General features: G+C 72.4%; 26 protein-coding genes. 13 read left to right on the top strand and 13 right to left on the bottom strand.

The features are described from left to right. Window positions 1–9: 9 nt before the first annotated feature. Window positions 10–798 (bottom strand): putative protein N(5)-glutamine methyltransferase, encoded by a 789-nt coding sequence (locus ACIPTO_RS28895; protein WP_401196907.1) that lies wholly within the window; start codon window positions 796–798, stop codon window positions 10–12. A gap of 299 nt (window positions 799–1,097) precedes the next feature. Between ACIPTO_RS28895 and ACIPTO_RS28890 the strand changes: the two genes are divergently transcribed. After that, entirely contained in the window at window positions 1,098–1,499 is a 402-nt protein-coding gene (locus ACIPTO_RS28890) for a MarR family winged helix-turn-helix transcriptional regulator (protein ID WP_366320635.1), read from the top strand. Window positions 1,500–1,544: 45 nt separating this feature from the next. On the opposite strand, the gene ACIPTO_RS28885 is transcribed toward ACIPTO_RS28890, so the two are convergent. After that, a complete protein-coding gene (locus tag ACIPTO_RS28885) occupies window positions 1,545–2,267 on the bottom strand; it encodes a GNAT family N-acetyltransferase (RefSeq protein ID WP_401196904.1) in 723 nt (240 codons plus the stop codon). Next, entirely contained in the window at window positions 2,264–3,190 is a 927-nt protein-coding gene (locus tag ACIPTO_RS28880; RefSeq protein ID WP_401196902.1) for an NADP-dependent oxidoreductase, read from the bottom strand. The genes ACIPTO_RS28885 and ACIPTO_RS28880 overlap by 4 nt, the downstream gene beginning before the upstream one ends. 219 nt (window positions 3,191–3,409) lie before the next feature. Between ACIPTO_RS28880 and ACIPTO_RS28875 the strand changes: the two genes are divergently transcribed. The 7 genes from ACIPTO_RS28875 to ACIPTO_RS28845 all read left to right on the top strand — a co-directional run bounded on the left by ACIPTO_RS28875 (window position 3,410) and on the right by ACIPTO_RS28845 (window position 9,280). Further along, complete coding sequence (locus ACIPTO_RS28875; RefSeq protein ID WP_366320083.1) at window positions 3,410–4,015, top strand: sulfite oxidase-like oxidoreductase; 606 nt, start codon at window positions 3,410–3,412, stop codon at window positions 4,013–4,015. Further along, complete coding sequence (locus ACIPTO_RS28870) at window positions 4,008–4,763, top strand: ferredoxin reductase (protein WP_401196899.1); 756 nt, start codon at window positions 4,008–4,010, stop codon at window positions 4,761–4,763. The genes ACIPTO_RS28875 and ACIPTO_RS28870 overlap by 8 nt, the downstream gene beginning before the upstream one ends. A gap of 78 nt (window positions 4,764–4,841) precedes the next feature. Then, a complete protein-coding gene (locus ACIPTO_RS28865) occupies window positions 4,842–5,510 on the top strand; it encodes a hypothetical protein (protein WP_366320087.1) in 669 nt (222 codons plus the stop codon). Window positions 5,511–5,733: 223 nt separating this feature from the next. Continuing rightward, window positions 5,734–6,702 carry an acetylxylan esterase gene (locus ACIPTO_RS28860; protein WP_401196896.1) on the top strand — a complete coding sequence of 323 codons (969 nt, stop codon included), beginning with the start codon at window positions 5,734–5,736 and terminating at the stop codon, window positions 6,700–6,702. A 10-nt stretch (window positions 6,703–6,712) separates the two neighbouring features. Then, a complete protein-coding gene (locus tag ACIPTO_RS28855; RefSeq protein WP_401196893.1) occupies window positions 6,713–7,117 on the top strand; it encodes a nuclear transport factor 2 family protein in 405 nt (134 codons plus the stop codon). 98 nt (window positions 7,118–7,215) lie between these two features. Next, entirely contained in the window at window positions 7,216–8,382 is a 1,167-nt protein-coding gene (locus ACIPTO_RS28850) for a serine hydrolase domain-containing protein (RefSeq protein ID WP_401196891.1), read from the top strand. Between the two features lie 154 nt (window positions 8,383–8,536). After that, window positions 8,537–9,280 carry a GntR family transcriptional regulator gene (locus ACIPTO_RS28845; protein WP_401196889.1) on the top strand — a complete coding sequence of 248 codons (744 nt, stop codon included), beginning with the start codon at window positions 8,537–8,539 and terminating at the stop codon, window positions 9,278–9,280. Window positions 9,281–9,331: 51 nt separating this feature from the next. Here ACIPTO_RS28845 and helR read toward each other — a convergent pair whose 3' ends face one another. Then, window positions 9,332–11,521 (bottom strand): RNA polymerase recycling motor ATPase HelR, encoded by a 2,190-nt coding sequence (helR, locus tag ACIPTO_RS28840; protein ID WP_401196887.1) that lies wholly within the window; start codon window positions 11,519–11,521, stop codon window positions 9,332–9,334. An 83-nt stretch (window positions 11,522–11,604) separates the two neighbouring features. After that, the gene (locus ACIPTO_RS28835) at window positions 11,605–12,846 is read right to left on the bottom strand and encodes a glycosyltransferase (RefSeq protein ID WP_401196884.1); all 1,242 of its coding nucleotides are present in this window, start codon (window positions 12,844–12,846) and stop codon (window positions 11,605–11,607) included. A 269-nt stretch (window positions 12,847–13,115) separates the two neighbouring features. Here ACIPTO_RS28835 and ACIPTO_RS28830 point away from each other — a divergent pair, with 269 nt between their 5' ends. After that, entirely contained in the window at window positions 13,116–13,535 is a 420-nt protein-coding gene (locus ACIPTO_RS28830) for a YciI family protein (protein ID WP_366320101.1), read from the top strand. After that, window positions 13,532–14,677, top strand: a complete 1,146-nt coding sequence (locus ACIPTO_RS28825; protein ID WP_401196882.1) for an RNA polymerase sigma factor — start codon at window positions 13,532–13,534, stop codon at window positions 14,675–14,677. The genes ACIPTO_RS28830 and ACIPTO_RS28825 overlap by 4 nt, the downstream gene beginning before the upstream one ends. A gap of 24 nt (window positions 14,678–14,701) precedes the next feature. On the opposite strand, the gene cynS is transcribed toward ACIPTO_RS28825, so the two are convergent. After that, a complete protein-coding gene (cynS, locus tag ACIPTO_RS28820; protein ID WP_401196880.1) occupies window positions 14,702–15,148 on the bottom strand; it encodes a cyanase in 447 nt (148 codons plus the stop codon). A 150-nt stretch (window positions 15,149–15,298) separates the two neighbouring features. Here cynS and ACIPTO_RS28815 point away from each other — a divergent pair, with 150 nt between their 5' ends. Next, window positions 15,299–16,165 carry an alpha/beta fold hydrolase gene (locus tag ACIPTO_RS28815; protein WP_401196877.1) on the top strand — a complete coding sequence of 289 codons (867 nt, stop codon included), beginning with the start codon at window positions 15,299–15,301 and terminating at the stop codon, window positions 16,163–16,165. A gap of 12 nt (window positions 16,166–16,177) precedes the next feature. On the opposite strand, the gene ACIPTO_RS28810 is transcribed toward ACIPTO_RS28815, so the two are convergent. Both ACIPTO_RS28810 and ACIPTO_RS28805 read right to left on the bottom strand, forming a co-directional pair. Next, complete coding sequence (locus ACIPTO_RS28810; protein WP_401196874.1) at window positions 16,178–16,903, bottom strand: class I SAM-dependent methyltransferase; 726 nt, start codon at window positions 16,901–16,903, stop codon at window positions 16,178–16,180. A 5-nt stretch (window positions 16,904–16,908) separates the two neighbouring features. Further along, entirely contained in the window at window positions 16,909–17,472 is a 564-nt protein-coding gene (locus ACIPTO_RS28805; RefSeq protein ID WP_401196871.1) for a PadR family transcriptional regulator, read from the bottom strand. Window positions 17,473–17,542: 70 nt separating this feature from the next. Here ACIPTO_RS28805 and ACIPTO_RS28800 point away from each other — a divergent pair, with 70 nt between their 5' ends. Further along, entirely contained in the window at window positions 17,543–17,941 is a 399-nt protein-coding gene (locus ACIPTO_RS28800) for a nuclear transport factor 2 family protein (RefSeq protein ID WP_366320113.1), read from the top strand. On the opposite strand, the gene ACIPTO_RS28795 is transcribed toward ACIPTO_RS28800, so the two are convergent. From ACIPTO_RS28795 to ACIPTO_RS28775, 5 genes are all read right to left on the bottom strand, one after another. After that, entirely contained in the window at window positions 17,878–19,890 is a 2,013-nt protein-coding gene (locus tag ACIPTO_RS28795) for a hypothetical protein (RefSeq protein WP_401196868.1), read from the bottom strand. The two genes, ACIPTO_RS28800 and ACIPTO_RS28795, sit on opposite strands and share 64 nt — an antisense overlap. 298 nt (window positions 19,891–20,188) lie before the next feature. Then, window positions 20,189–20,995: an SDR family NAD(P)-dependent oxidoreductase gene (locus ACIPTO_RS28790; protein WP_401196866.1), complete on the bottom strand. Its 807-nt coding sequence runs from the start codon at window positions 20,993–20,995 to the stop codon at window positions 20,189–20,191. Continuing rightward, on the bottom strand, window positions 20,992–22,293 hold the full coding sequence (hisD, locus tag ACIPTO_RS28785; RefSeq protein WP_401196864.1) for a histidinol dehydrogenase: 1,302 nt from the start codon (window positions 22,291–22,293) through the stop codon (window positions 20,992–20,994). The genes ACIPTO_RS28790 and hisD overlap by 4 nt, the downstream gene beginning before the upstream one ends. An 84-nt stretch (window positions 22,294–22,377) precedes the next feature. Further along, window positions 22,378–23,313 carry a VOC family protein gene (locus ACIPTO_RS28780; RefSeq protein ID WP_366320121.1) on the bottom strand — a complete coding sequence of 312 codons (936 nt, stop codon included), beginning with the start codon at window positions 23,311–23,313 and terminating at the stop codon, window positions 22,378–22,380. Beyond that, window positions 23,310–24,275 (bottom strand): fumarylacetoacetate hydrolase family protein, encoded by a 966-nt coding sequence (locus ACIPTO_RS28775; RefSeq protein ID WP_401196861.1) that lies wholly within the window; start codon window positions 24,273–24,275, stop codon window positions 23,310–23,312. Before ACIPTO_RS28775 ends, ACIPTO_RS28780 begins: the two co-directional genes overlap by 4 nt. 263 nt (window positions 24,276–24,538) lie before the next feature. On the opposite strand from ACIPTO_RS28775, the gene ACIPTO_RS28770 reads away from it, so the two are divergent. Then, a complete protein-coding gene (locus tag ACIPTO_RS28770) occupies window positions 24,539–24,844 on the top strand; it encodes an antibiotic biosynthesis monooxygenase (protein ID WP_366320125.1) in 306 nt (101 codons plus the stop codon). Window positions 24,845–24,856 lie beyond the last annotated feature (12 nt).

Genomic DNA, 24,856 nt, shown 5'->3' with positions numbered 1-24,856 from the left:
CCGGCACCCCTACACCCTCCGCGCCCCCGCCACCCCGATCACGACATGCGCGTACGACTCCTCCGACACCGCGACCCGCGTCTCCAACCCCGCTCCCTCGAACACCCGCACCGCCGAGGGAAGTTGACGTTCGCTCGTCTCCACGAGCAGGCAGCCGCCGGGGGCGAGCCAGGAGGGGGCTCCGGTGGCGACCGCGCGGAGTATGTCGAGGCCGTCCGTGCCGCCGTCGAGGGCGACCAGGGGTTCGTGGTCGCGGGCCTCGGCGGGGAGGAGACCGACCTCGCCGGTGGGGACGTAGGGGACGTTGGCCGCGAGGATGCCGACCCGGCCGCGCAACGTGGCGGGCAGCGCGGTGAACAGGTCGCCGGTGTGGACGTGGCCGCCGTAGGGCGCGATGTTGCGGCGGGCGCAGCGCGTGGCGGCGGGATCGACGTCGGCGGCGTGCAGTTCGACCGGGCCGAGAACCGCGGCGAGGGCCGCGCCGACCGCGCCGGAGCCGCAGCACAGGTCCACGACGACGGACGCGTCCGGGGCCTGCGCGAGGGCCTGCTCGACGAGGAACTCGGTGCGGCGGCGGGGCACGAACACACCCGGTTCCACATGGATGCGCAGACCGCCGAACTCGGCCCAGCCGACGACGTGTTCGAGGGGCAGGCCCGTGACGCGGCGGTCGACCATGGCGGCGAGTTCGTCGGGGCCGCGGGCGGCGGAGAGGATCAGTCGCGCCTCGTCCTCGGCGAAGACGCAGCCCGCGGCACGGAGCGCGGCGACGACGGAGGCGGGGGAAAGAGGGGGCATGAGAGCCGAGGGCCTTTCGGGAGGTAGCCGAAGGGCGCTCTCGCGGTCACCTACTGGTGGTGATCCGAGCCGTCCTGAGGTGAGAGCACCCGGCCTGACACAGCGGTAATGGGTCTCACCTCCCGGGAGTCCAGGGCCGCGACCGTCCGCGACCGGGGAGCAACACTACCCCACCCCCGGGTTCCACGAGGGGCCGCCTTCCGCGCCGAGTTGTACTCTGCAACGACCAGGAGAACGAGGGAGAGACGAGGGAGATCCCCGTGGGAGCGGACCAGGCCGTGGAGACCATCCAGCGCGAGATGACGGCCTTCGCCCGGCGCGCCCGGGCCTCGGCGGGCCGTCTCCACCCGGAGCTGTCGCTGGTGTCGTACACCCTGCTCAGTCATCTGGAGGAGCAGAGCGGCAGCCGGGCCACCGACCTCGCCGCGCACTACGCCCTCGACAAGTCCACGGTCAGCCGGCAGGTCGCCGCGCTGGAACGCGCCCACCTCATCGAGCGCCGCCCCGACACCGAGGACCACCGCGTCCAGGTCCTGCATCTGACCGACGCCGGCCGCCGGATCCTCGCCCAGGTCACCGAGAACCGCCAGGCCGCCTTCCGCGAACGCCTGGCGGACTGGCCGGAGGCGGACCTGACCCGGTTCGCCGCCTACCTCGAACGCTACAACTCCTGGCCGGGCGAACCCGCGGAGGACGCCTGACGGCGACGGACGGCGGTCCGACGCCCCCCGGTCGTACGGCCGGTTCTACGACACCCCCACGGCCCGCGCCTCCGCGAGGTGTTCCGGCGCCCGCGCGGCGAGGAACGCCGTGGTCCTGCGCAGCCGGAATCCCAGGGACTCGTAGAGGCGGATGGCGTTGGTGTTGCCCGCGCCGGTGTGCAGGAACGGGGTCTCGCCGCGCTCGCGGATGCCGTGCGCGACGGCGAGGATCAGACGGCTGGCGAGGCCCTCGCCGCGAGCGACCGGGTCGGTGCAGACGGCGCTGATCTCGGTCCAGCCGGGCGGGTGGAGCCGTTCGCCCGCCATCGCGACGAGGGCGCCTTTGCGGCGGATGCCGAGGTAGGTGCCGAGTTCCACGGTGCGGGGCAGGAAGGGGCCGGGCCTGGTCCGTTCCACGAGGTCGAGCATCTCGGGGACGTCGGCCGGGCCGAGGACGACCGCCTCGGGGTCCGGTGCGGCGGCCAGCCCGTCGTCGACCATCTGGACGCCGTCGATGTCGAAGGTGACCTCCCAGCCGTCCGGGACCCGCCCACGGAAGCCGAGGAGCGGGATCTCGGTGCCGGGTCCGGAGAGCGCGGCCACGTCCGCCCAGTCGTCGGCGTCGGGCTCGTCGGGCAGCGCGAGCCAGGGGGTCACGTCGACCGGGTAGCGCAGGATCCGGCCGCGCCGCTCGGCGAAGTGGGCGTGCGGGCCGGTGAGGGCGGCGCGGGCGGGGTTGTCGAGGACGTGCTGTTCGGCGGTGCTCATGCGGCGACCTCGATCACGGTCTTGCCGCGGGCGTGGCCTTCCTCGACGGTGCGCAGGGCCTCGCCCGCCTGGTCGAGCGGGAAGGTCCGCGTGACGTGCGGGTCCAGCCGGCCGTCGACGACGAGACGCGCGACGGCGTCGAGGACGGCGGCGTTGCGGGCCCGCTCGACCCGGGCGCCGCCGAGCTTCTCGACCTCGGGGGCCGGTGCCCCGGCGGTGATCAGCCTGGTGCGGTCAGTGAGGAGGGTGGCGGCCCCGGCGAGCACGTCGCCGCCGATGAGGTCGTAGACGCCGTCGACGCCGTCCGGGACGGCTGCCCGCACCCGTACGGCCAGGTCGGGTCCGGAGGGGACGTGGACCGCGCCGAGCGACTCCACGAAGTCCTTCTTGCCCTCGCTCGCCACGCCCACGGCGCGCAGGCCCAGCGCCCGGGCGATCTGCAGGGCCGCGGAACCGACACCGCCGCCCGCGCCGGTGATCAGCACGGTCGCGCCGGACGGCAGGTCCAGCTGACGCAGGCCGTCGTACGCGGTCGCCGCGGCGACGGGCAGGGTGGCCGCGTCCGCGAACGACAGCTCCGCGGGCTTGTGCGCGGTGACCGGCGCGGCCAGCAGCGCGAACTCGGCGTACCCGCCGGCCACGGCGCCGCCGAACACCTCGTCCCCGACGGCGAACCCGTCCACTCCGGCGCCGGTCTCCTCGACGACACCCGCGACCTCGTTGCCGAAGACCGCGGGGAACGCGTGCGGGCCGGTCTCGCCGGGCCGCCGGTATCCGGTGCGCTGCTTCCAGTCGACGGGGTTCACCCCGGCCGCGCGCACCGCGACGAGGATCTCACCGGGGCCGGGGGCCGGCCGGTCCACCTCGACGAGCGCCTCGGTCTCGGGTCCTCCGTAGCGCGTGAAAACGTACGCCTTCGGCATCTGCTCCCTCACTCTCCTTACGCGGTCGGCCGCACTGAAGACCAAGGGCGATCACCGGGCGGCTATTCCCGCGTCCGCGGAGAGTTCATACGCCCGCAATGATCGACGGCCGCCCCCGGACCTGGGCATACCTCGTGGACGCGTACCGTTGAAACGAGAAACCACTGATCGCGCTCGCCCGGCGGACCCGCGCCGCAGCGGCCTGGAGGCTCCACCCGTATGCACGTCACCCGAGGTTTCACCGGACGCCCGCGCGTCCCCGACGCCGGCCTGCCGCCCGGCCAGTACGACGCGGGCGACGACTGGCCCGTCCTGTCCGCCGAGGTCACCCCCGAACTGGCCCCCGCGGACTGGACGTTCCGCGTGGACGGCCTGGTCGAGGAGCCGCGCACGTGGAACTGGACGGAGGCGCACGAGCTGCCGTCGTCGGCCTACGAGGGTGACATCCACTGTGTGACGAGCTGGTCGAAGTTCGGCGTGCGCTTCGGGGGCGTCTCGCTGGACGCGTTCTTCAATGTGGTCCGGCCCCATGTGTCCGCGACACATGTGCTCGCGTACTCGCACACCGGGTACACCACGAACCTCCCGCTCTCCGACGTGACCGGCGGACGCGCCTGGATCGCGTGGGAGTACGACGGCAGGCCGCTGCCCGCCGAGCACGGCGGCCCCGCCCGGCTGCTGGTGCCGCACCTGTACTTCTGGAAGAGCGCCAAGTGGATCGCGGGCCTGCGCCTCCTCGACCACGACGAGCCGGGTTTCTGGGAGCAGAACGGCTATCACGCCCGGGGCAACCCCTGGGAGGAACAGCGGTACTCCGGTGACTGAGACCGCCGCGCCCGAGACCCGGTTCGCGGTGCCGGGCCGTATCGCCGTGAGCAACCGCGCCGCCGCCGTGTGGCAGACCGCCACGCTCGCCGAGATCCGGCGCGAGACCCCGCACGCCTCGACGTTCCGCTTCGCGGTGCCCGGCTGGGGCGGCCATCTGCCCGGCCAGCACCTCATGCTGCGGCTGCGCGCCGAGGACGGCTATGTGGCGCAGCGCCACTACTCGATCGCCTCGCACCCGGACGACGCCGGACATGTGGAGCTGACCCTGGACCACGTCGAGGGCGGCGAGGTGTCCGGCTGGTTCCACACGGTCGCCCGGCCCGGTGACGAGGTCGAGGTACGCGGCCCCCTGAGCGGCTTCTTCGCCTGGCCGGGCGACCGGCCCGCGCTGCTCCTGGGGGCCGGTTCCGGTGTCGTACCGCTGATGTCGATGCTCCGCCAGCACCGGGCGCGCGGTCTGTCCGTGCCGCTGCGGCTGGTGGTGTCGGCGCGCAGCCCCGAGGAACTGATCTACGCGCGGGAGTACGGCGCCGAGACCACGGCCGTGTTCACGCGCAGCGCGCAGGAGGGTGTGCCGGTGGGACGTATGGCCGCCGCACATGTGGCCCCGCTCCTGGCCGAGCAGCCCGCTGGTGGGTGGGAGGCCTATGTGTGCGGCTCCAACGGTTTCGCGGAGCACGCGTCACGGCTGCTGGTGAACGCGGGACAGCCGGTCGACCGGATCCGCATCGAACGGTTCGGCTGAGGACCCCGGTCCGCTTGCGCCTCCGGTGGGGCAAGGTGCCTCATAGGGGGTACGACATCTGTGTGGACGCTCGCATGCGTGCGCGGCGTCGAGGGAGCGGCGGCCCGGCCCCGGCAGGGGCGGGTCCGGTTCCTCGGCACCGGTGACGGCGAGGAGGTCGACATGCGGACCCGGGTGCGGAGTCGACGCCGGCGGCAGAATCCGTTGCGGCGCCGTTCGGATGTCGTGGAGACGTGGACGGCGCTGGCCGTCACCGTCCTGCTGTTCCTCGGTGCGCCCCTGGTCGGCGCCGCCGCCGGTCTGTGGGCCCACGACCAGGCCCGGACCCTCGCCACCACCGAGCGGGCCGACCGGCACCGCGTCCACGCGACGGTCATCGGCTCCCCGCCCACCGACCTTCCGTCGGTGGAGGACAGCAGCCCCCGGGGTTTCCTGGTCGAGGTGCGCTGGACGGAACCGGGAAAGGCGCCCCGCACCGCGACGGTCGCCGTCCCGACGGGCACGGCGCACGGTGACGTGGTCGACGTGTGGCTCGACGCCAAGGGGCACAGCGTGGCTCCTCCGCCGGACGAAGTCGCCGTCTGGCAGCACACGGTGACCATCGGCGTGTGGGCGGCGGGCGGCACGGTCGCCCTGGTCCTGCTCACCTCCACGGTGATCCGCCGCGTCTCCCTCCGTCACCGGCTGGCCGAATGGGAACGGGACTGGGCGCTGACCGAACCGCAGTGGACCCGCCGCAGGGCGTGACACGCCCCCCGACGGTGACCCGACCACCTGCGACGGCACCCGTCACGGCGGCCTCTCCCCTCCACCGTCCCCGACGGGCCGTCCGTCGCCCGTGACCAGCGGCTCCACCCCGACCGCCCCGGCCACCCGCCAGGCCTGAGGCGTCGCACGAGCCTGGCGAGTCCTCCGATGTCACACGTACGGTGTGATCATCCGCAGTCGTCCTTCCCAAAGGCGGTCATCGATGGCTCTGTTCGACCTTCCGCTCGACGAACTCCGCGCGTACCGCAGCGATTCCGTGGAGCCCGGGGACTTCGACGCCTTCTGGTCGGAGACCCTCCGGGAGACCCGCGAGCACGACCTGGCCGCCCGCTTCGAACCGGTCGACACAGGACTGTCCACGGTGACGGTGTACGACGTGACGTTCGCCGGGTTCGGCGGTCATCCGGTGAAGGGCTGGCTGCGGCTGCCGGCCGACGCGGACGGACCCCTGCCGCTGATCGTGGAGTTCGTGGGGTACGGCGGCGGCCGGGGCCTCGCGCACGAGAACCTGCTGTGGGCGTCGTCGGGCCGCGCTCACTTCATGATGGACACGCGCGGTCAGGGCAGCGCGTGGGGCGGTGGCGGCGGCACCCCGGACCCGGTGGGCGGCGCGCCCGCGTTCCCGGGCTTCATGACCCGGGGCATCGACGCCCCCGAGAACTACTACTACCGCCGCGTGTTCACCGACGGCGTGCGGGCCGTCGAGGCGGCCCGTTCGCACCCGCTGGTGGATCCGGCGCGCACGGTGGCGGTCGGCACCAGCCAGGGCGGCGGCATCACCATCGCCGTCGGCGGACTGGTCGGCGACCTCGCGGGGATCGCGCCGGACGTGCCGTTCCTGTGCGACTACCCGCGCGCCGCGCGCCTCACGGACCGCCATCCGTACCGCGAGATCGGCAACTACCTGAAGACCCACCGCGGCCGCACGGAGGACGTGCTGCGCACGCTCTCGTACTTCGACGGCGTCCACTTCGCGTCCCGGGGCGGCGCCCCCGCCCTCTTCTCGGCGGCCCTGGAGGACCAGACCTGCCCGCCCTCGACGGTGTTCGCCGCGTTCAACGCGTGGGCGCACGAGGACAAGCGGATCGAGGTCTACGACTTCAACGACCATGAGGGCGGCGGCCCTTACCAGGAGGCGGCCAAGCTGGACTGGCTGCGCTCGTACGTGTGAGGGGTGCCGTATGGACACGAGCGAGGCCGCCGAGCGGTTCGTGCGGGTCTGGGCGCGGGCCTGGGCGGAGCACGACGTGGACGCGCTGCTGGAGCTGTACGCCGAGGACTGTGTCCACCGGTCGATGCCGTTCCGTGAACCGCACCGCGGGCGGGGCGAGTTGGGCGACTATCTCCGGTGGTCGTTCGCGGCGGAGCGGGTGCGGGAGGTGCGGTTCTCGGCCCCGGTCGTCGGTCAACATGGTGTCGCCGTGGCCGAGTTCAGGGTGCTGGCGGAGGAGGACGGTGAGCCGTCGACGCTCGCCGGGTGTGTCCTCGCGCGTTTCGACGGCGCCGGGCTCGCGGTGGAGACCCGCGACTACTGGCACACCGAGGCGGGACACCGGGAGCCGGCCGGGACCCTGTTCCTGAACTGAGCCCACGACGTCTTCCGGTCAGTCCGACCAGTCGGTATGTTCAGGACGTCCGGGCCGCAGCGTGGCGGCCCGGACGTCCTGCGCACCACGGAGGCCCCATGTCCGAGCACCAGCCAGCCGTCGAAGGCCACTGCGACCCCCGCTTCACGGCGGTGCGCACCGCACTGGAGGAGAACTTCCGGGACCGGGGCGAACTGGGCGCCGCGGTCACCGTCACCGTCGGCGGCGAGACCGTGGCCGACCTGTGGGGAGGCTGGGCCGACGCCGCCGGGACCCGCCCCTGGGAACGGGACACCCTGGTCAACGTGTGGTCGACGACGAAGGGCCCGGTGGCCCTGTGCGCCCACATCCTCGCCGACCGGGGCGCGCTCGACCTGGACGCCCCGGTGGCCGCGTACTGGCCCGGGTTCGCCGCCGCGGGCAAGGAGAACGTCCTCGTACGCCATCTGCTCTCGCACCGCGCCGGACTGGCCGGCCTGCGCGAGCCGCACTCCATGGCGCAGCTCTACGACTGGGAGGTGACCACCGAACGCCTCGCGGCGACGGAGCCGTGGTGGGAGCCGGGAACCCGGTCCGGGTACCACGCGCTGACCTACGGCTTCCTCGTCGGCGAAGTCGTGCGCCGCGTCTCGGGACTGCTCCCGAGCGCCTTCCTGGAGCGCGAGGTGACCGGTCCGCTCGGCATCGACTTCACCATCGGGCTGCCGGAGAAGGAGGCCGGCCGGGCGGCCGAGCTGGTGCATCCGCCCGCCGCCTCCGCGAGTGAACAGGCCGCGATCTTCAGCCGGTTGGCGCCCGCCGCCATCGCCGCGCTGACCAACCCGGTCGCGGGCGCGGCCGAGGCCAACACCCCGGAGTGGCGCGCCGCCGAGATCCCGGCCGCGAACGGCCACGGCACGGCACGCGCGGTCGCCGCGCTGTACGGCGTCCTCGCCGGGCGCGGCTCCTACGACGGCCACCGCGTCCTGTCCCCCGAGGCGGCCGAGCGGGTGCGCGAGGGCCAGGGCAGCTGCCACGACCTGGTGCTCGGCGCCGGTCTCGGGCACGAGACGGAGATCGGCCTCGGCCTGTGGCTCAGCGGCCCGCACGGATCGTACGGCCCCAACCCGAGGGCTTTCGGACACGACGGGTTCGGCGGCTCCTTCGGTCTCGCCGACCCCGAGGCGGGGGTGTCGATCGGCTATGTGATGAACCGGATGGGGCCTCATATCGCCGACGACCCACGGAAGACGGCCCTTGTCGACGCCGTGTACGGCGCGCTGTGAGGAGTGATCGGCGCGGGTCGGTTTCGGCCTAACTGCTCTGCCGCCCTTCCCTGGTGGTTTAGACCAATGCTAGATCTGGTCGCGCAACGAGCCCGCACGGCTACGAATCGTCACCAGTTCTGCCCTCAGCCTTGTCACCAACAGGAGGCGCGGCATGGCCCGCACCACCCCCCACCACCACCCGACCGCCGACGACCAGCCCCTCTACGGGAAGGTCGCCGCGCAACTGCTCGGCGAGCTCCACGACGGCACCATCCCGCCGGGTGAACGCCTGCCCGGCGAACGGCACTTGGCCGAACACTTCCAGGTCAGCCGGGAGACCGTGCGACAGGCGCTGGAGGTGCTGCGCAGGGACGGTCTGGTCTCCACCGACCGGCGCGGCAGCCACGCCACCCTGAGCGGACGCCCCGTCGAGAACCCGTCCTCCCTCACCTTCCCGGTCGGCGCCCGCAGCCCGGAGCCGACCGGCTTCGACCGGGCCACCGTCACCTGGGAGACGCCCCCGCCCGACCACGCCGAGGCCCTGGGCATCGCCCCGCACCGGCCGACGCTGGTGCACCGCTACACGTCGGCGGCGGCCGACGGCAGCGGACTGCGGACCGCCGTCACGTCCTTCTCGGCGGTGGCCCTGTCCGAGGTGGAGGAGCTGGCCCGCTACCGCGACCGCGCCGACGGCTCCGCCGCCGCCCAACTCCGGCGCGCCTACGACTGGATGCGCCGCGCGGGCCTGACCCTGCACCACCGCGACGCCATCACCCAGACCGCCCACGCCTCCTCGGTCCGGGTGACCCGGCGCGTGCACGACCAGTACGCGCGCCCGCTGGAGATCACCGACCTGGTGGTGGAGGCCCAACAGGACGCCCTGATCTACGAGTTCACGCTCCCGGCGGCGGGCTGAGGCCGAGGATCCGGCGCGCGGCGGGCCCGACCCGCCGCGCGCCGGACCGGCTCACGCGCTGGTGAGCACGACCAGCCGCTGGGTCGCCCGGGTCATCGCCACATAGTGGTCGACGGCCCCCTCGACACCCTCGCCGAACTCCTCCGGGTCGACGAGCACGACCAGGTCGAACTCAAGTCCCTTGGACAGCACGGGAGTCAGCGCCCTGACGCGCGGCCTCGCCCGGAAGAGGTCCTGGTCCAGGTCGGCCGTGGCGATGACACAGCCGATCCCGTCCGGGTGCTCGGCCAGCCAGCTGTCGAGGACCGGCTCCAGGTCGGCGACGGACCCGTGGGCGACCGGGATGCCGCTGCCGCGGATCGACGTCGGCACGTTGGCGTCCGGGAGCACGGCACGGATGACCGGCTCGGCCTCGGTCATGATCTCTTCCGGGGTGCGGTAGTTGATGGTCAGGGACGCGAGGTCGACGCGGTCCAGGCCGATCCGCTTCAGCCGTTCCTGCCACGACTCGGTGAAGCCGTGCCGGGCCTGGGCGCGGTCGCCGACGATGGTGAAGCTCCGGGACGGGCAGCGCAGCAGGAGCATCTGCCATTCCGCGTCGGTGAGTTCCTGCGCCTCGTCCACGACGACGTGCGCGAACGGCCCGGCGAGCAGGTCGGGTTCGATGCCGGGCTGCGCGGCCTCGTCGATGAGGGCGTCCCGCAGGTCCTGTCCGTACAGCATGCCCATCGCGCCCTCGCTCTCGTCGATCTCGACGTTCTGCAGCAGGCTGTCGATGACGTCGGTCCTGCGGGAGTGCTCGGCGGCGACGGCGGCTTCCTGCCGGCGCTTGCGGCGCGCGGACTCGGGGTCACCGAGCCGCTGCCGTGCCGCGTCGAGCAGCGGCAGGTCGGACACGGTCCAGGCCTGGGCGTCCGCGCGCTGGAGCCGCTGGACCTCGTCCCGGCTCAGCGAGGGGGCGCACTTGCGCAGGTAGGCCGGCACGGTCCACAGGTCGCCGACGAGGTCGGCCGCCTCGATCAGCGGCCAGGCGCGGTTGAAGGCGGTGAGCAGTTCCCGGTTCTGCCGCAGCGACCTGCGGAGCAGTTCGGGCGAGACCTGTGCGTCCGGTGGCGCGGCGCTGTCGTCGTGCTTCTCCATGAGGATCGTGAGCAGTTCCTGCCAGACCTGCTCGCGTGCCTCGTTGTGCGGGGTGCCGGGTTCGGCCGCCTCGAAGGCGACGGCCCAGTCCTCGGCGGTCAGCCGGATGTCGGACCAGTGCGTGGTGACCGTCATGCCCTTGGTGGGCGGCTCCTCGTAGAACCTGACGGCGGGCTCGATCGCCCGCACCAGCTGCACGGACGCCTTCAGGCGCGCCACCTCGGGGTCGGCCTCGACGGTCGCGGCGGCGCCCTCGTCGACGAGGTCCCGCAGGATGCAGGTCCGCACGCCCTCCTCGCCGAGGCTGGGCAGGACGTCGGCGACGTAGTCCAGGTAGGGCCGGTGCGGGCCCACGAAGAGCACGCCGCCCCTGCGGTGGCCGAGCCGGGGGTCGGCGTAGAGGAGGTAGGCGGAGCGGTGCAGCGCGACGACGGTCTTGCCGGTGCCGGGGCCGCCGTCGACGACGAGCGCGCCGCGCGATCCGGCGCGGATGATGGCGTCCTGGTCGGCCTGGATGGTGCCGAGCACATCGCGCATCCGGCCGGAGCGGTTGCCGCCGAGGCTGGCGATGAACGCGGACTGGTCGTCGAGCGCGGCGTGCCCGGCGAAGCCGTCGGCGGTGAACACCTCGTCCCAGTAGTCGCTGATCCGGCCGCGCGTCCAGCGGTACCTGCGGCGGCTCGCCAGGCCCATCGGGCGGGCGTGGGTGGCGCCGAAGAACGGCTCGGCGGCGGGGGAACGCCAGTCGAGCAGCAGCCGTCGGCCGGTGCGGTCGGTCAGGCCGAGCCGCCCGATGTACACGGGCTCGGCGGTGTGCTCGTCGACCATGTGGCCCAGGCACAGGTCCAGGCCGAAGCGGCGCAGGGTGCGCAGCCGGGTGGTGAGCCGGTGGATCTCCGTGTCCCGGTCCATCGCCGCCCGGCCGATGCCGCCGGGCGCCCTGCGCTCGGCGTCGAGGAGCCCGGTCAGCTCCGCGATCGACTCCTCCAGGCATGCGGCGATCGCCGCGAAGTGCCGCTCGTCGCCGGCGATCAGCGCGGGGTCGGCCTTGGCGGAGAGGCGGTCGGGGAGGTCGAAGGCGCTGGTGGTCAGGGGGTTCACGGCATCAGTTCCGTTCTGCGGTCGCGCACGGCGGGGCGTGCGGACCGGTGTGTGCGGGTTCTCGTGTTCGGTGTCCGGCCTGTTCACGCGCGCGGGGAGGGCCCTTCCTCGCCGACCGTGTCGAGGAGCATCCTCGCGGCCACTGTCGTCCCGTCGGTGCGGAAGGTGCCGTCCTCCGCCAGCGTGCGCGCCCGTGCCCGGGTCCCGGGGTCCAGGACGGTGGTGAGCGCGGCCGACAGGGAGTCGTGGGTCGGCGTCGGCCCGGCGTGCGCGGCACCGATGCCCAGGTCGGCCACTCCCGCCGCCCAGTATGGCTGGTCGGCGATCTGCGGCACGACCAGCTGCGGTGCTCCGGCGAGCGCGGCGGTCGTCGTGGTGCCCGCCCCGCCGTGGTGCATGACGGCGGCGACCCGCCGGAAGAGCGCCTGCTGGTTGACCTCTCCTACGACGAAGCAGTCGTCCCGGTCGTCGATCGCGGCCAGGTCCGCCCAGCCCCGGGCGAGCAGCACCCGCCGCCCCCGGGCGCGGACGGCCTCGATGGCGACCCGGGCGAGGTCGGGCGAGGTGCGCAGCGCCATGCTGCCGAAGCCGACGTACACCGGCTCCTCACCGGCGTTCAGGAAGGCCTCCAGGTCGGCCGGGAGCGGGCGCTCGTCGGGCAGGATCCAGGGGCCGGTCACCACCACGTCGAGGTCGGTGTGGTCCTGCCAGGGGAACAGCGCCGGGTCGGCGGCGAGCCACGGCCGCTCGGTGAAGACGTAGTCCCGCACGTTCTCGACCGACGGCAGGCCGATCTCGGCCCGGTGCCGGTTCTCCGCCTCGCCGTACAGGGCGTTCACGCGCTGGGCGTCCTGCTCCCACAGGGTCTTGATGTCGGTCTCCTCCGGTGAGGAGGCGTGTCCCGGCCGGGAGAGCGGCGGGTAGGTCGAGGAGGGCAGTCCCGCGGTGTGGAAGCAGGCGAGCACATAGCGGATGCCGAGTTTCTCGGCGACGGAGCGGGCGCCGGCCGGCATCAGTCCGGTGGCCAGCAGCACGTCACAGCCCTCGGCCGCCTCGGTGAGCGTCCGGTAGCGGGCGGCGACCAGTTCGGGCGCCAGCTCGAAGGCCCGCGCGGCCGACGGCGGCTTCGCGCCGTTCACCACGGACCGCACGGAGGGGCCGAGCGGCGTCAGCGGCACCCCGGCCCGGGCCAGCAGCTCGGCGAACTCCTCGTCGGGCGGCGCGCACACGCGTACCTCCGCGCCGAGTTCCAGCAGACGCGACGCGAGTCCGGCGAGCGGTTCGACATCCCCGCGCGATCCCCACGTCGACAACAACACACGCATTCGAGACTCCCGTTTCCGCAGGTCGTGGGCTCAGGCCGGACATTCTGCGGCACGACGGGGGCCTTGCCGCAAGCCCCCCGGTGCGCTATACGTTAAGAAGGGAAGAGGAGTGACCACCCGCCTCCCTTCCGCCCTCCCCCTCTCTCTCCCGTTCTCCCGTGAACTTCGCGGCACATCTTTCCGCCGCCGATGTCGAGATCCCGTGCCGGGCTCCGTCCCCGAGGTGACAGCGACCACAATGGAACGCACCGGCACCGAGGAGAACGACGATGGCCAAGTACCTGCTCCTGAAGCACTACCGCGGCGCCCCCGCCCCCGCGAACGACGTCCCGATGGACCAGTGGACGCCCGAGGAGGTCTCCGCCCACATCCAGTACATGAACGACTTCGCGGCCCGGCTGGAGAAGACCGGTGAGTTCGTCGACAGTCAGGCGCTCTCCCCCGAGGGGACCTTCGTCCGCTACGACGGTGAGGGCCGCCCGCCGGTCACCGACGGCCCGTTCGCCGAGACCAAGGACGTCATCGCCGGCTGGATGGTGATCGACGTCGACTCCTACGAGCGCGCGCTGGAGCTGGCCGGTGAGCTGTCGGCCGCGCCCGGGGCCGGTGGCCGGCCGATCCACGAGTGGCTGGAGCTCCGTCCGTTCCTGGGCGCGCACCCGTCCACCACGGAGTGCACCTTCAAGTGAACGAGGTCCTGCTGAGGAGCCTCACGCCGAGCGTCCTCGGCGTCCTCGTCCGGCGCGGAGCGGATTTCGCGGCGGCCGAGGACGCCGTGCAGGACGCGCTGGTCGAGGCGGTCCGGGTGTGGCCGGACGATCCGCCGCGCGACCCGAAGGGCTGGCTGGTCACAGTGGCGTGGCGGCGGTTCCTGGACGCGACGCGGGCGGACGGTGCCCGCCGCCGGCGTGAGGACCGTGTCGACGAGGAACCGGCGCCCGGTCCCGCGGCCTCGACGGACGACACCCTCCAGCTCTACTTCCTGTGCGCCCACCCGTCGTTGACACCGTCGTCGGCGGTCGCGCTCACGTTGCGCGCCGTCGGCGGTCTCACCACGCGGCAGATCGCGCAGGCCTACCTGGTGCCCGAGGCGACGATGGCACAGCGGATCAGCCGGGCCAAGCGCACCGTGTCCGGGGTGCGGTTCGACCGGCCCGGCGATGTCGCGACCGTGCTGCGCGTGCTGTACCTGGTGTTCAACGAGGGCTACTCCGGCGATGTCGACCTCGCCGCCGAGGCGATCCGGCTGACCCGGCAGCTCGCCGCCGCGATCGATCACCCCGAGGTCGCGGGCCTGCTCGCGCTGATGCTGCTGCACCACGCCCGGCGCGCCGCCCGGACCGCGCCGGACGGCAGTCTGGTCCCGCTCACCGAGCAGGACCGCGCGCGGTGGGACACGTCAGTGATCGCCGAGGGCGTCGCGATCCTCCAAGTCGCCCTGGCGCGCGACCGGTTGGGCGAGTTCCAGGCGCAGGCCGCGATTGCCGCCCTGCACGCGGACGCGCCCGTCGCCGGGGAGACGGACTGGGTGCAGATCGTCGAGTGGTACGACGAACTCGCGCGCCTGACCGACAACCCGGTGGTCCGCCTCAACCGCGCGGTCGCCGTGGGCGAGGCCGACGGACCGCGCGCGGGCCTGGCCGCGCTCGCCCTCCTGGACGACTCGCTGCCCCGCTACACGGCGGTGGCGGCCTACCTGCACGAACGCGACGGGGACGAGCGGAGGGCGGCCCGGCTGTACGCGGAGGCGGCCCTGAAGGCACCCAACCTCGCCGAGCGCGACCATCTGACCCGGCAGGCGGCCCGGCTCAACTCCGCCCGGCGCCGCTGACGTCACCGGTGTGCCGGGACACGCTCACTCCCACTGGTACGGCAGGTACTTGCCGTCGAGGGTGATGACGACCCGGTCACCGGCCGGGTCGGGCACGCGGCTGACGTCGAGGCGGAAGTTGATGGCGCTCATGATGCCGTCGCCGCACTGTTCGTGGATCAGTTCCTTGATGGTGGGGCCGTAGACCTGGACCACCTCGTAGAGCCGGTAGATCGTCGGGTCCACCGGCACGGCGGCGTCCAACGCGCCGCGGGTGGGCTGGAGTTGGAAGGCGAAGGCGGCGTCCTCACCGAGTTCCAGGAGGGCGGCGGCGGTGGCCGCCTCGTCCTTGGACATCGGATGCTGGCCCAGCAGGGCCGCCGTGGTCCACGCGAGCGGCCGGCCCACGGCCTCCGCCAACTGGGCCCATGTGACACCGGTCTCGACCTTGGCCCGGCGGACCGCTTCGCCGGCTTCACTCTTGCTCAGCATGCACAACTCCGTTCCCGGACACCACGCTTGGCCACTCGACGCTCAGCGTAGGAGATCGCCCAGGCCGCGACAACGGTGCCGTCCCGCACCGAGTGGGGCCGTACGCCGGACTGCCGGGCCCGTGCCCACGCATACTGAGGACCGCCGGGCATGGACCAGTACGCGCACGACGCCGATCTCCTCGACCTCGACTGGAGCGCACCGATGACGATTTCCCGGAGACCTCTGCTTCTGGGGGCGGCCGTCGCGGCCGGTACCCTCGCGGCCACCGCACTTCCCGCCTCGGCGGCGTCCGCCGCCGGGGCTTCGCGCTCAGGGCCGAAGCCCACCGTGGTCCTGGTGCACGGGGCGTTCGCCGACGCGTCCAGCTGGTCGGCCGTGGCCTCGCGGCTGCAGAAGGCGGGCTACCCGGTGGTGGCCCCGGCCAATCCGCTGCGCGGGCTGATCAAGGACGGCGCCTATCTCACCGCGCTCCTCGCGACGATCGAGGGCCCGAAGGTCGTCGTGGGACATTCCTACGGCGGCGCGGTGATCAGTCAGGCGACGGCGGGCGACGCGAGCGTGAAGGCGCTCGTGTACGTCGCGGCCTTCATGCCCGACAAGGGCGAGCAACTCGGCGAACTGGCCGCGCGGTTCCCCGGCTCGCAGCTGGGCGACGCGCTCCAGCCGCTGCCCGACGGGGCGGGCGGCACCGATCTGGCGATCCAGACGGCGAAGTTCCACGCGGTGTTCACCGCCGACCTCCCGGTGGCCACGTCGGCGCTCATGGGCGCCTCCCAACGCCCCATCAGCGCGGCGGCGTTCACGGATGCCGCCACCGCGGCGGCCTGGCGCGACATCCCCTCGTGGGCGGTCGTGGCGGCGCAGGACCGCGCGATCGCACCCGACCTGGAACGCTTCGAGGCGAAGCGGGCCGGTTCGCACACCACCGTCGTGGACTCCTCGCACGTCGCGATGGTCTCCCACCCCGACCTGGTCACGAAGGTCGTCAAGTCGGCGGCGGCAGCGACCTGTTAGGACCCGCTCCGGCTACGGCAGCCGTCGCGCCGCGACCATGCGGACGCGGGGGCTGCCGTCGTCGCGCGGCCCGAACTCCGGCAGGGCGTACAGGTCGACGGCGAATCCGGCGCGCTCCAACTCCGGCAGTACCAGGCCGAGTTGGAAATCGCGGTAGTACATGACGAACGGCGGACGCCAGAGGGCGTTACGCGCCTTCATCACCGCGTCGAAGCCGGACAGCATCCAGTACGCGGGCGAGGCCGGGCGCGGCGGTGCGACGACGGGGAAGGCGAAGCAGCCGCCGGGCCGCAGCACGGACTGCACCTGGCCGAACAGTCCCGGCAGTTCGCGGGGCAGGAAGTGCCCGAACGCCCCGAAGCTCACCACCAGGTCGAAGGCGGGGGCGAACGGCAGTGCCCTGGCGTCGCCGCGCACCCAGGAGACGCGGGGTCCGCCGCTCTGTACGCGCTCCCGCGCCACCTCCAGCATCCCGGTGCTGAAGTCGACGCCGGTGACGCTCGCTCGGCACACCTTCGTCAGCGCCTCGACGCCCGCTCCGGTGCCGCAGCACAGGTCGAGTCCGTCGTCGAAGGTGCCGACGCGGCGCAGCATCGCGGCCACCGCGTCGAGCAGCGGGTCCGGGGTGCGGAAGGGGGTGTGGTCGAACTTGGGCGCGAGGAGGTCGTAGCCGTGCTCGACGGACGACAGTGCCTGGACGGCGAGTTCACGCAGACTGGGGCCTTCGGGGCTGAACATCCGGGTCAGCCTAGGGCAACGCGCCGCTTCAGGACCTGGAGAACGCGCTCGCACCAGCGCAGGTTCTCCTCCTCGAAGGAGATCCCGGCCATCAGCGTGAGGTACGGCCCGACCCGGTCGGTGTCCCGGAGGTACTCCTCCTCGGTCCGGCCGGCGAGGAGCCGGTCCCGGACGCGTGCGTAGCGGTCGAGTTTGCCGCGCGACCAGGACGCGCGTTCCTCGATCAGGGCGCGGGTTACGGCGGGGGCGGTGCCGTCCATGGCCTGGATCTTGATGAGGAGTTCGTCACGGATGGCGGTGGGGCGGCGGGGCGGCTCGGCGGCGAAGGCGTCGAGGTCGTGCCGGCCGGCCTCGGTGAGCGTGAACATCCTTTTGTTGGGCCTGCGTTCCTGCTGGACGACCCGGGCCTCGATGAGGCCGTCCTGTGCGAGGCGCTCCAGTTCGCGGTAGAGCTGCTGCGGTGTCGCGGGCCAGAAGTTCGCGAGCGACACGTCGAACACCTTGGCCAGCTCGTAGCCGGAGGCCTCCCCTTCCAGGAGGGCCGCGAGGACCGCGTACTTAAGGGACATGTGGACACGCTAACAGCCGTTGATTAGTCTCATCCACACCTACTCAACTAATTGACTATGAGGTGAACCGATGCGCGCGTTCCGTGAGGCCGTCGAGGCGCAGGACATGGACGCCGTCGAGGCGCTGCTGGCCGAGGACGTGGTCTTCACCAGCCCGGTCGTGTTCAAGCCGTACCCCGGCAAGGCGATCACCGCGGCGATCCTGCACGGGGTGGCCCGGGTCTTCGAGGACTTCCGCTACGTCCGGGAGATCGGCGACCCGGACGGCACCGACCACGCGCTGCTGTTCGCCGCGCGGGTCGGCGACCGCGAGCTGACCGGGTGCGACTTCATCCATGTCAACGAGGAGGGCCTGATCGACGAACTGACCGTCATGGTGCGGCCGTTGTCCGGGGCGCAGGCCCTTCAGGCGGCCATGGGCGCGCAGTTCGAGCGGATCGCGAAGGAGGCGGAGGCGCGCCTCGGCTGAGTCCCGCGCCTCCGCCCCGGCTCACGCGACGGTGAGGGTGAGCGCGCCGGTGTAGGTCCGGCCCGGGTGAGGGCCGTGGCGGTGCCGTCGACCGTCAGGGTGACCTTCCTGCCCCGGGGCGCCCTGACGGCCGCGTCGGCGGCGAGGTCGAGCCGGGTCAGGTACGAGGTGCCGGTGACCGTCCACGTCGAGCCGCTGTCCAGCCGGACGATCGCGCCGTTGTTGACGGCGGCCCGCGCGGTGTTGGTGACGATGCCCAGCTCGTAGAAGGTCGACGCGTCGATGCTGGAGACCCGGTGCTCGGCCCTGGTCGCGGAGATGACGCCTTCGACACTGGCGTCCTCGAAGGTGAGGACCATGTTCTTGCCCGTGCGCATGCCGTTGTAGAAGTCGCCCTTCAGCGCGATGGAGCTGAAGGTGGCGGCGCCGTCCGTGGCGTGCACGGCGGTCGGGTCGAAGCCGGCGTCCTTCACCGGGTCGCCGGTGGGCTCGGTGTAGACGCCGATGTTCATCATCTTGCCGTCGACGTCGACCGGGCCCGGGTCGTCCAGCTCGATCAGCTGGAGGATGATCCCGTCGCGCGGGTTGAGCCGGGCGCCCTGCGAGCCGTCGACGCTGATCGTGGTCTGCTGGCCCTTGTTGAGGAAGGTGGCCCGTTCGGAGTTGATCACCGTGCCGCCGTCGAGGGTGAGGTCGCCCGCGCCGAAGAACATGTAGCCGAAGTGACCGGAGTCCACGACGGTGTTGCGTACCGGCACGGCCGCCAACTCGGCCTTGGACAGGCCGAGTTCCAGCTCCGTGTTGAGCGCGGAGACGGCGGCCCTGGTGCTGTCGCCGTAGTGCACGACCGCCGCCGGACCGGCGATGATGGTCGCGTAGCTGCCGACGTCGAGCCGGGAGCCGAGCACCCGCACGGTGGCGTCACCGATGGCGTAGGTGCCGTAGCCGTACTCCCCCGTGTTGCCGAAGTGGCTGTTGATCGCGGTCAGTTTGAGCCCGCTGCCGCCCTCGACCGACAGGGCGCCCCAGGTCTCCGAGAACACGGTCGAGTTGAGGTAGGTCGCCTTGCTGTCCTTGCCGATGAGGTTGGTGGCGCGGACGTTGCCGTCGAGTCCGAGCATCCAGGGGACGGACTCCATGTACGGGGTTTCCACGGTGGCTCGGTAGTCGGCGGGGAGTACGCCGTTGCGGGTGCGGACGACGGAGTCCTTGACGATGACGTTGGCGCCGTCGTCGGAGATGACGGCGGTGCGGACGACTCCCCTGGTGTCGATCCGGGCGCCGTCGACGACGAGTGTGGTCGCCGCGCCATCGCCGACGACCGCCGCGCCGTAGCCCGCGAAGTCGCAACGGCCGTTGCCCGTCAGGGAGATGACGGGCCGGTCGAGGGTGTAGGTGGCGTCCTGGACGTAGACCCCGTCGAAGCACTCGCCGGTCGAGGTGATCGACACGTTCCTGGCGCGGGCGTCGGTGAGCTTGCCGCCGAGGACGGCCGCGAGGACGGACTTGTCCCTGGCCACGCCGTCGGCGTCGACGTAGACCGCCTGCCGGAAGGGGAAGGTGAGCGTCTCGTACGTCACCTCGTTCGCGGTGGCGACGGTCAGGACGACATCGCCGCGGTAGGTGCCGGCCTGGATCAGGGTGTCGGTTCCGCCGGTGGCGGTGAGCAGTTGGCCGGTCTCGACGCCGTCGACGGTCAGGGTGAGGGCGGATCCGTCCGGGGCGACGATCCTGCCGCCGTCGGCGATCGACAGTTCGCTCACGCGGGTGGTCGCGGAGAGCGTGTAGGTCTGCCCGGCCGCGACCGAGATCCGCGTCCCCGAACTCCCTTTCGCCTTCGCGGACTTGAGGTCCGTCGGGGCGGCGGTGGCGGAGACCGCGGGCACCAGTACGGCGCCGGCCGTGGCGGTACCGGCGATCAGGACCGAGCGTCGGGTGATCAGCGTCATTGCTTGCCTTCCCAGAGATCGATGCGTCGTCGCGCAGTGTGACCGGCCGGCCGTCGAACGCGGAGAGCGGACGGCCCGGCGGAGGCACCGAAGGTGCGCACGAGGGAGTGAAGCAGCCAGGAGAACCGCCGAACAGGCGGGTGGCACACCCATACAGGAGTCCGATGCCTCGGATCACGCGGACCATTTCATGGCGGTCACACAGAGTCGTCATAGCCGGTGTGCGGACCTGAACACACCGGTGCGGCGGACGACTTGCGGGTCGTCCGCCTCACCGTCTCCCGCCCGCTCCCCGCCGCTACGCCGGGGCGATCATCCCCGCCGACAGGTCGATGTCGGCCCCGCACAGGCCGGGCATCGCGAGCATCGCCAGGAGCGCCCGGGCGACCTCGTGCTCCTCGACGAGCCGGCCGAGGGCGGCCCGGGAGGCGAAGTCGCTCTCGGCCTCGGCGACGGTGCAGCCGGTCAGTTGGGCGATGAGCCGGAAGTTGCGGTCCATGCGCGGCCCCCGAACCGGCCCCGGAGAGAGGGAGTTGACCGTGACTCCCCGCGGGCCGACCTCCCCGGCGAGTGTCCTCGTCAGGCCGATCAGCGCCATCTTGGAGGCGGTGTACGGCGTCCGGTTGAGCAGCGGGCGCTTGCCGCTGACCGAGGCCACGTTGACGATGTCACCGCGTCCGGCCGCCAGCATCGGCGGCAGGAAGGCCCGGCACATCAGATAGACGCCCCGGACGTTGGCGGCGAACACGTCGTCCCACTCGTCGGGCTCGACGTCGACCAACGGCCGTACGGGACCGGCGACTCCGGCGTTGTTGACGAGCAACGACACGTCCTCGTCAACGAGTTGCGCCGCGAGGGCATCCACGGCCGCGGGGTCGGACACGTCGCAGGAGGCCGTACGGGCCTGTCCGCCGTCCTTCACCACCCGTGCCGCCGCCTCCGCGAGCGCCGCCTCGTCGCGCCCGACCAGGACCACCCGGGCGCCGGAGTCCGCGAGGGCCAGCGCGAAGGCACGCCCCAGAGGTCCGCCCCCGCCGGTGATCAGTGCCGTACGGCCGTCGAGGGGCCTGCCACGGTCCGGGGTGGTGCCGGGGTCCGAGGTCATGGGGTGTTCCAGGGCAGTTCGTCGCCCGCCGCCCGGGCGGCCCGTACGTCGCCGGAGCGTGCGTGGCCCTCGAACAGCTCGACGCGGGCCGCCCGTCCGCACAACCGGCCGAGCAGCGCCTGGGAGTCGATGTCGGTGACCTCTTGGTAGGTGACCGTCTTGAGGTACTTCCCCACCCACAGACCGCCGGTGTAGCGGGCGGCACCACGGGTGGGCAGCACATGGTTCGTGCCGATGACCTTGTCGCCGAACGACACACAGGTGCCCTCACCGAGGAACAGGGCCCCGTACTGGCTCATCCGCTCCAGCGCGAGGCGAGGTTCGGCGGTCAGCACCTCGACGTGCTCGAAAGCGAACTCGTCGGCGAGGGCGTACAGCTCGTCCAGGGTGTCGACGACGTGCACCTGGCCGTGGTCGCGCCAGGCGGGCTCGGCGAAGTCGCGGGTGGGCATGCCGGGCAGGAGGCGTTCCACCTCGGCGATCGTCCTCTCGGCCAGCTCGCGGGAGGTGGTGATCAGGACAGCCGGGGAGTCCGGGCCGTGCTCGGCCTGCGAGAGCAGGTCCACGGCGCACACGAACGGGTCGGCCCGGTCATCGGCGAGGACGAGGATCTCGGTGGGCCCGGCGAAGAGGTCGATGCCGATCTCGCCGAACAACTGCCGCTTGGCCTCGGCGACATAGGCGTTGCCGGGCCCGGCGATCAGGTTGACGGGCCGCATCGTCTCGGTGCCGACGGACATCGCGGCCACGGCCTGCACTCCGCCGAGCAGCCAGATCTCGTCGGCGCCGGCGAGATGCATCGCGGCGACGGTGGCGGCCGGGATCTCGCCGTGGATGGGCGGCGTACAGGCGACGACCCGGGGCACGCCCGCGACCTTGGCGGTGACGATGGTCATGTGGGCGGAGGCGGTGAGCGGGTAGCGCCCACCGGGGATGTACGCGCCCGCCGCCCGCACCGGGATGTGCTTCTGCCCGAGCCGTACGCCCGGCAGGGTCTCCACCTCGAACTCCCGCAGGGAGTCGAGCTGGTGGCGGGCGAAGGCGCGCACCTGGTCCTGGACGAAGCGGATGTCGTCGATGACCTGCCGCGGCACCGAGGCGACGATCTTCTCGACCTCCTCGTCCGTCAGCCGGAAGGAGTCGGGGCTCCACCTGTCGAACTTCTCCGAGCAGGCGCGCACCGCCTCGTCGCCCCGGGCGCGGATGTCCGCGATGACGCCGGTCACGGTCTCGCGCACCCGGTCGAGGGAGGCGGTCACCTCCGACGTGGGCACGGCGTGCTTGAGGATGGCTGCCACAACTGCGGCCTTTCTGCGCGTGGTTCGCGAGGGAGAGGGGTGCCGGACGGCGGGGCGGTGTGTCCGGGGAGGGGAACGGGGGTGTCAGACAGGGGGCGCTTCGAAGAGCACGTCGGGGTCGTTGAACTGCTCCTTGGCGACCGACTCGCTCATCGGGTCGGCGGTGCCCCACTGGTCCTGGGTGATCGGGTCGTCGACGTCATGACGGCCCGGATGCCACACGTCCTCCTCCAGGACGGCGAGTTCGGTCGTGTACTCGACGGTGTTGCCGTGCGGGTCGTGGAAGTACGAGAAGGTGTTGTCGCCCGCGAGATGCCGTCCGGGCCCCCAGGTGAGCCGGGTCCCGGCACGCAGCGCCCGACCGGTGCCGCGCATGTATTCTTCGACGCCGCGCATCTCGAACGACGCGTGGTGCAGGGACACATGGGGTCCCCGGGCGATGGCGAAGGAGTGGTGCAGCGGGCTGCACCGCAGGAAGTACATGAGGTCACCCATGTGCGTCGAGTACAGGGTGTCGGTGAGCCGGAAGCCGAGGTGCCGGACGTAGAAGTCCCGTAGCCCCTCCGGGTCCTGGGAGTTGACCACGCAGTGCGAGAGCCGGACCGGGACGGCCTCGCGCTCCTCGATCCTGCGGTGGGTGCGCGTCTCGACGTCCGCCGAGACCTCGACGACCCGCCCGTCCGGGTCGAAGAACCGGAAACCGTAGCCTCCGCCCGGGGTGTCGAGCGCGCCCGGCTCGCCGATGAGCCGGACTCCGGCTCGGCCGAGCCGCCCGTGCAACTCGTCGACGGCGGCCGGTGATGGGGCGCCGAAGGCCACGAGGTCCATCCGCTTCCGGGCGTCCTCGCGGATGCGGACGACGTACTGCTCGGGGCTGCCCTCGGCGGCGAAGAAGGCGACACCGCTGTCGCCCGCGACCTCGGTCAGGCCCCACGTGGTGCCGTAGAAGGCGCGCTGGCGGGCGAAGTCCGGTACGGCCAGGTCGACATGGCGCAGATGGGTGATGGGCTGGAAGGTCATGCGTGGCTCCTGACGGTGTTGCGCTGGTGGCCCAGGCCGGTGATCTCGGAGTCGACGACGTCGCCGGGCTGCAGGAAGACGCCCCAGTGCGCGCCGTTGCCGGCCGGGGAACCGGTGAGCAGCAGGTCGCCTGGGCGCAGGGTGGTGGTCGTGGAGACGTACGCGATGAGCCGGGGGATGTCGAAGATCATGTCCTTGGTGGACTCGTCCTGGCGTACGACTCCGTTGTGGCGCAGGGTGATCCGCAGGTCGCCCAAGTCTCCGACGAAGGCCGCCGGTACCAGGAAGGGCCCGGTCGGCAGGAAGGTGTCGGCGTTCTTCGCGGTGAACCAGTCGGTGCCGATGGCCTTGAGGTCGGGCCGGTAGAGGCGGTCGCGGGTGGTGAGGTCGTTGCAGATGGTGTACGCGGCGACGTGCTCCATGGCGTCCTCGGCCGCGATGTTCCTGCCCGGTCTCCCTATGACGAGGGCGAGTTCGAGCTCCCAGTCGTGCTGTTCGCCGAGCGCGGGGAGCACGATGTCGTCGTAGGGGCCGCAGAGGGCGCGCGGGGAGCCGAGGAAGACGTACGGCACTCCGTTGCGGGCGCGTTCGTCCATCATCGACTCGGCGTCGGCGCGGGCCTCTTCGGGGGTGGCGCCGTGCACGCTCTCCTTCTCGGCGGCGACGAGATCGACGACGTGCTTGCGGTAGTTGGCGCCGCTCTGGAGGATCTGGCCGGGCTCGACCGGGGTCAGGACGCGCAGCGCGGCCAGTCGGTGCCAGGTCCCCTCGGTGGAGCGGGCCAGGCCGTCGAGCCGGGGCAGCCAGGTGTCCCAGTCCTCGACGAGCGCCCGGACCGACGGCACGCGGTCGGAGAGGTCGCGCACCCGGTCACCGGTGACCAGTCCGGGGAAGACGGCCTCACCGGCGGCGAACGTGCCGAGCGCGAACGGACCGGCGTGGGTGGGCAGTTGATCGGGCACGGCGCTCTCCTCGTACGGCTGGGGGCTCGCCGTCGACGCTAGGCAGCCGCGGACCGCGGCGGAAATGACGATCCGCGATGCCTGCCATCACCGGCCCGGCGGGCACGGCACCGCTGCCCCTGCCGCGCCCCGCCGCACCGCTGAACCGCTGGTCCATCGCCGTCCGGGATGGATGACGTCCCCCTTGCCGATGCCTCGATCCGTTGACCGTGCGTCGGGCGTCCACGCAGGCTCGGAGCACCCACTTTCCCGAGGAGAAGAACGTGATAGTCGAGCATGCCGAGCTGACCGTCGAGGCGGGCCGGGAGCGGGAGTTCGCGGCGGTGTTCGGCACGGCGCGCGAGGTGCTGGCCGAGGCCGACGGCTTCTGCTGGGCCGAGCTGCTGCGCGGTGCGGAGCGGCCGTCGGCCTTCCTGCTGCTGGTCGGCTGGGACTCGGTCGAGGCGCACACGGTCGGCTTCCGGGAGTCCGAGGCCTTCGGCCGCTGGCGGGCCCTGGTCGGGCCGTTCTTCGCCGCGCCGCCGGTCGTCGAGCACTTCCACGCCCTCGGGCCGCGCTTCTCGGGGTGACCCCCCAACCCT

Origin of the sequence: Streptomyces sp. NPDC090083 (assembly GCF_044747445.1) — a bacterium.
Lineage (GTDB): Bacteria > Actinomycetota > Actinomycetes > Streptomycetales > Streptomycetaceae > Streptomyces.
This window is presented reverse-complemented; position numbering and strand designations above follow the sequence as displayed.

What these genes read in the sequence shown, in the direction of transcription:
- ACIPTO_RS28890 (WP_366320635.1), top strand. Translation starts at nt 1,098, where the DNA reads ATGACGGCCTTCGCCCGGCGCGCCCGGGCCTCGGCGGGCCGTCTCCAC.
- ACIPTO_RS28835 (WP_401196884.1), bottom strand. Translation starts at nt 12,846, where the DNA reads ATGCGTGTGTTGTTGTCGACGTGGGGATCGCGCGGGGATGTCGAACCG.
- ACIPTO_RS28800 (WP_366320113.1), top strand. Translation starts at nt 17,543, where the DNA reads ATGCGCGCGTTCCGTGAGGCCGTCGAGGCGCAGGACATGGACGCCGTC.
- ACIPTO_RS28885 (WP_401196904.1), bottom strand. Translation starts at nt 2,267, where the DNA reads ATGAGCACCGCCGAACAGCACGTCCTCGACAACCCCGCCCGCGCCGCC.
- ACIPTO_RS28860 (WP_401196896.1), top strand. Translation starts at nt 5,734, where the DNA reads ATGGCTCTGTTCGACCTTCCGCTCGACGAACTCCGCGCGTACCGCAGC.
- ACIPTO_RS28790 (WP_401196866.1), bottom strand. Translation starts at nt 20,995, where the DNA reads ATGACCTCGGACCCCGGCACCACCCCGGACCGTGGCAGGCCCCTCGAC.
- ACIPTO_RS28855 (WP_401196893.1), top strand. Translation starts at nt 6,713, where the DNA reads ATGGACACGAGCGAGGCCGCCGAGCGGTTCGTGCGGGTCTGGGCGCGG.
- ACIPTO_RS28830 (WP_366320101.1), top strand. Translation starts at nt 13,116, where the DNA reads ATGGCCAAGTACCTGCTCCTGAAGCACTACCGCGGCGCCCCCGCCCCC.
- ACIPTO_RS28850 (WP_401196891.1), top strand. Translation starts at nt 7,216, where the DNA reads ATGTCCGAGCACCAGCCAGCCGTCGAAGGCCACTGCGACCCCCGCTTC.
- ACIPTO_RS28795 (WP_401196868.1), bottom strand. Translation starts at nt 19,890, where the DNA reads ATGACGCTGATCACCCGACGCTCGGTCCTGATCGCCGGTACCGCCACG.
- ACIPTO_RS28780 (WP_366320121.1), bottom strand. Translation starts at nt 23,313, where the DNA reads ATGACCTTCCAGCCCATCACCCATCTGCGCCATGTCGACCTGGCCGTA.
- ACIPTO_RS28880 (WP_401196902.1), bottom strand. Translation starts at nt 3,190, where the DNA reads ATGCCGAAGGCGTACGTTTTCACGCGCTACGGAGGACCCGAGACCGAG.
- ACIPTO_RS28895 (WP_401196907.1), bottom strand. Translation starts at nt 798, where the DNA reads ATGCCCCCTCTTTCCCCCGCCTCCGTCGTCGCCGCGCTCCGTGCCGCG.
- ACIPTO_RS28810 (WP_401196874.1), bottom strand. Translation starts at nt 16,903, where the DNA reads ATGTTCAGCCCCGAAGGCCCCAGTCTGCGTGAACTCGCCGTCCAGGCA.
- ACIPTO_RS28875 (WP_366320083.1), top strand. Translation starts at nt 3,410, where the DNA reads ATGCACGTCACCCGAGGTTTCACCGGACGCCCGCGCGTCCCCGACGCC.
- ACIPTO_RS28805 (WP_401196871.1), bottom strand. Translation starts at nt 17,472, where the DNA reads ATGTCCCTTAAGTACGCGGTCCTCGCGGCCCTCCTGGAAGGGGAGGCC.
- cynS (WP_401196880.1), bottom strand. Translation starts at nt 15,148, where the DNA reads ATGCTGAGCAAGAGTGAAGCCGGCGAAGCGGTCCGCCGGGCCAAGGTC.
- ACIPTO_RS28815 (WP_401196877.1), top strand. Translation starts at nt 15,299, where the DNA reads ATGGACCAGTACGCGCACGACGCCGATCTCCTCGACCTCGACTGGAGC.
- ACIPTO_RS28845 (WP_401196889.1), top strand. Translation starts at nt 8,537, where the DNA reads ATGGCCCGCACCACCCCCCACCACCACCCGACCGCCGACGACCAGCCC.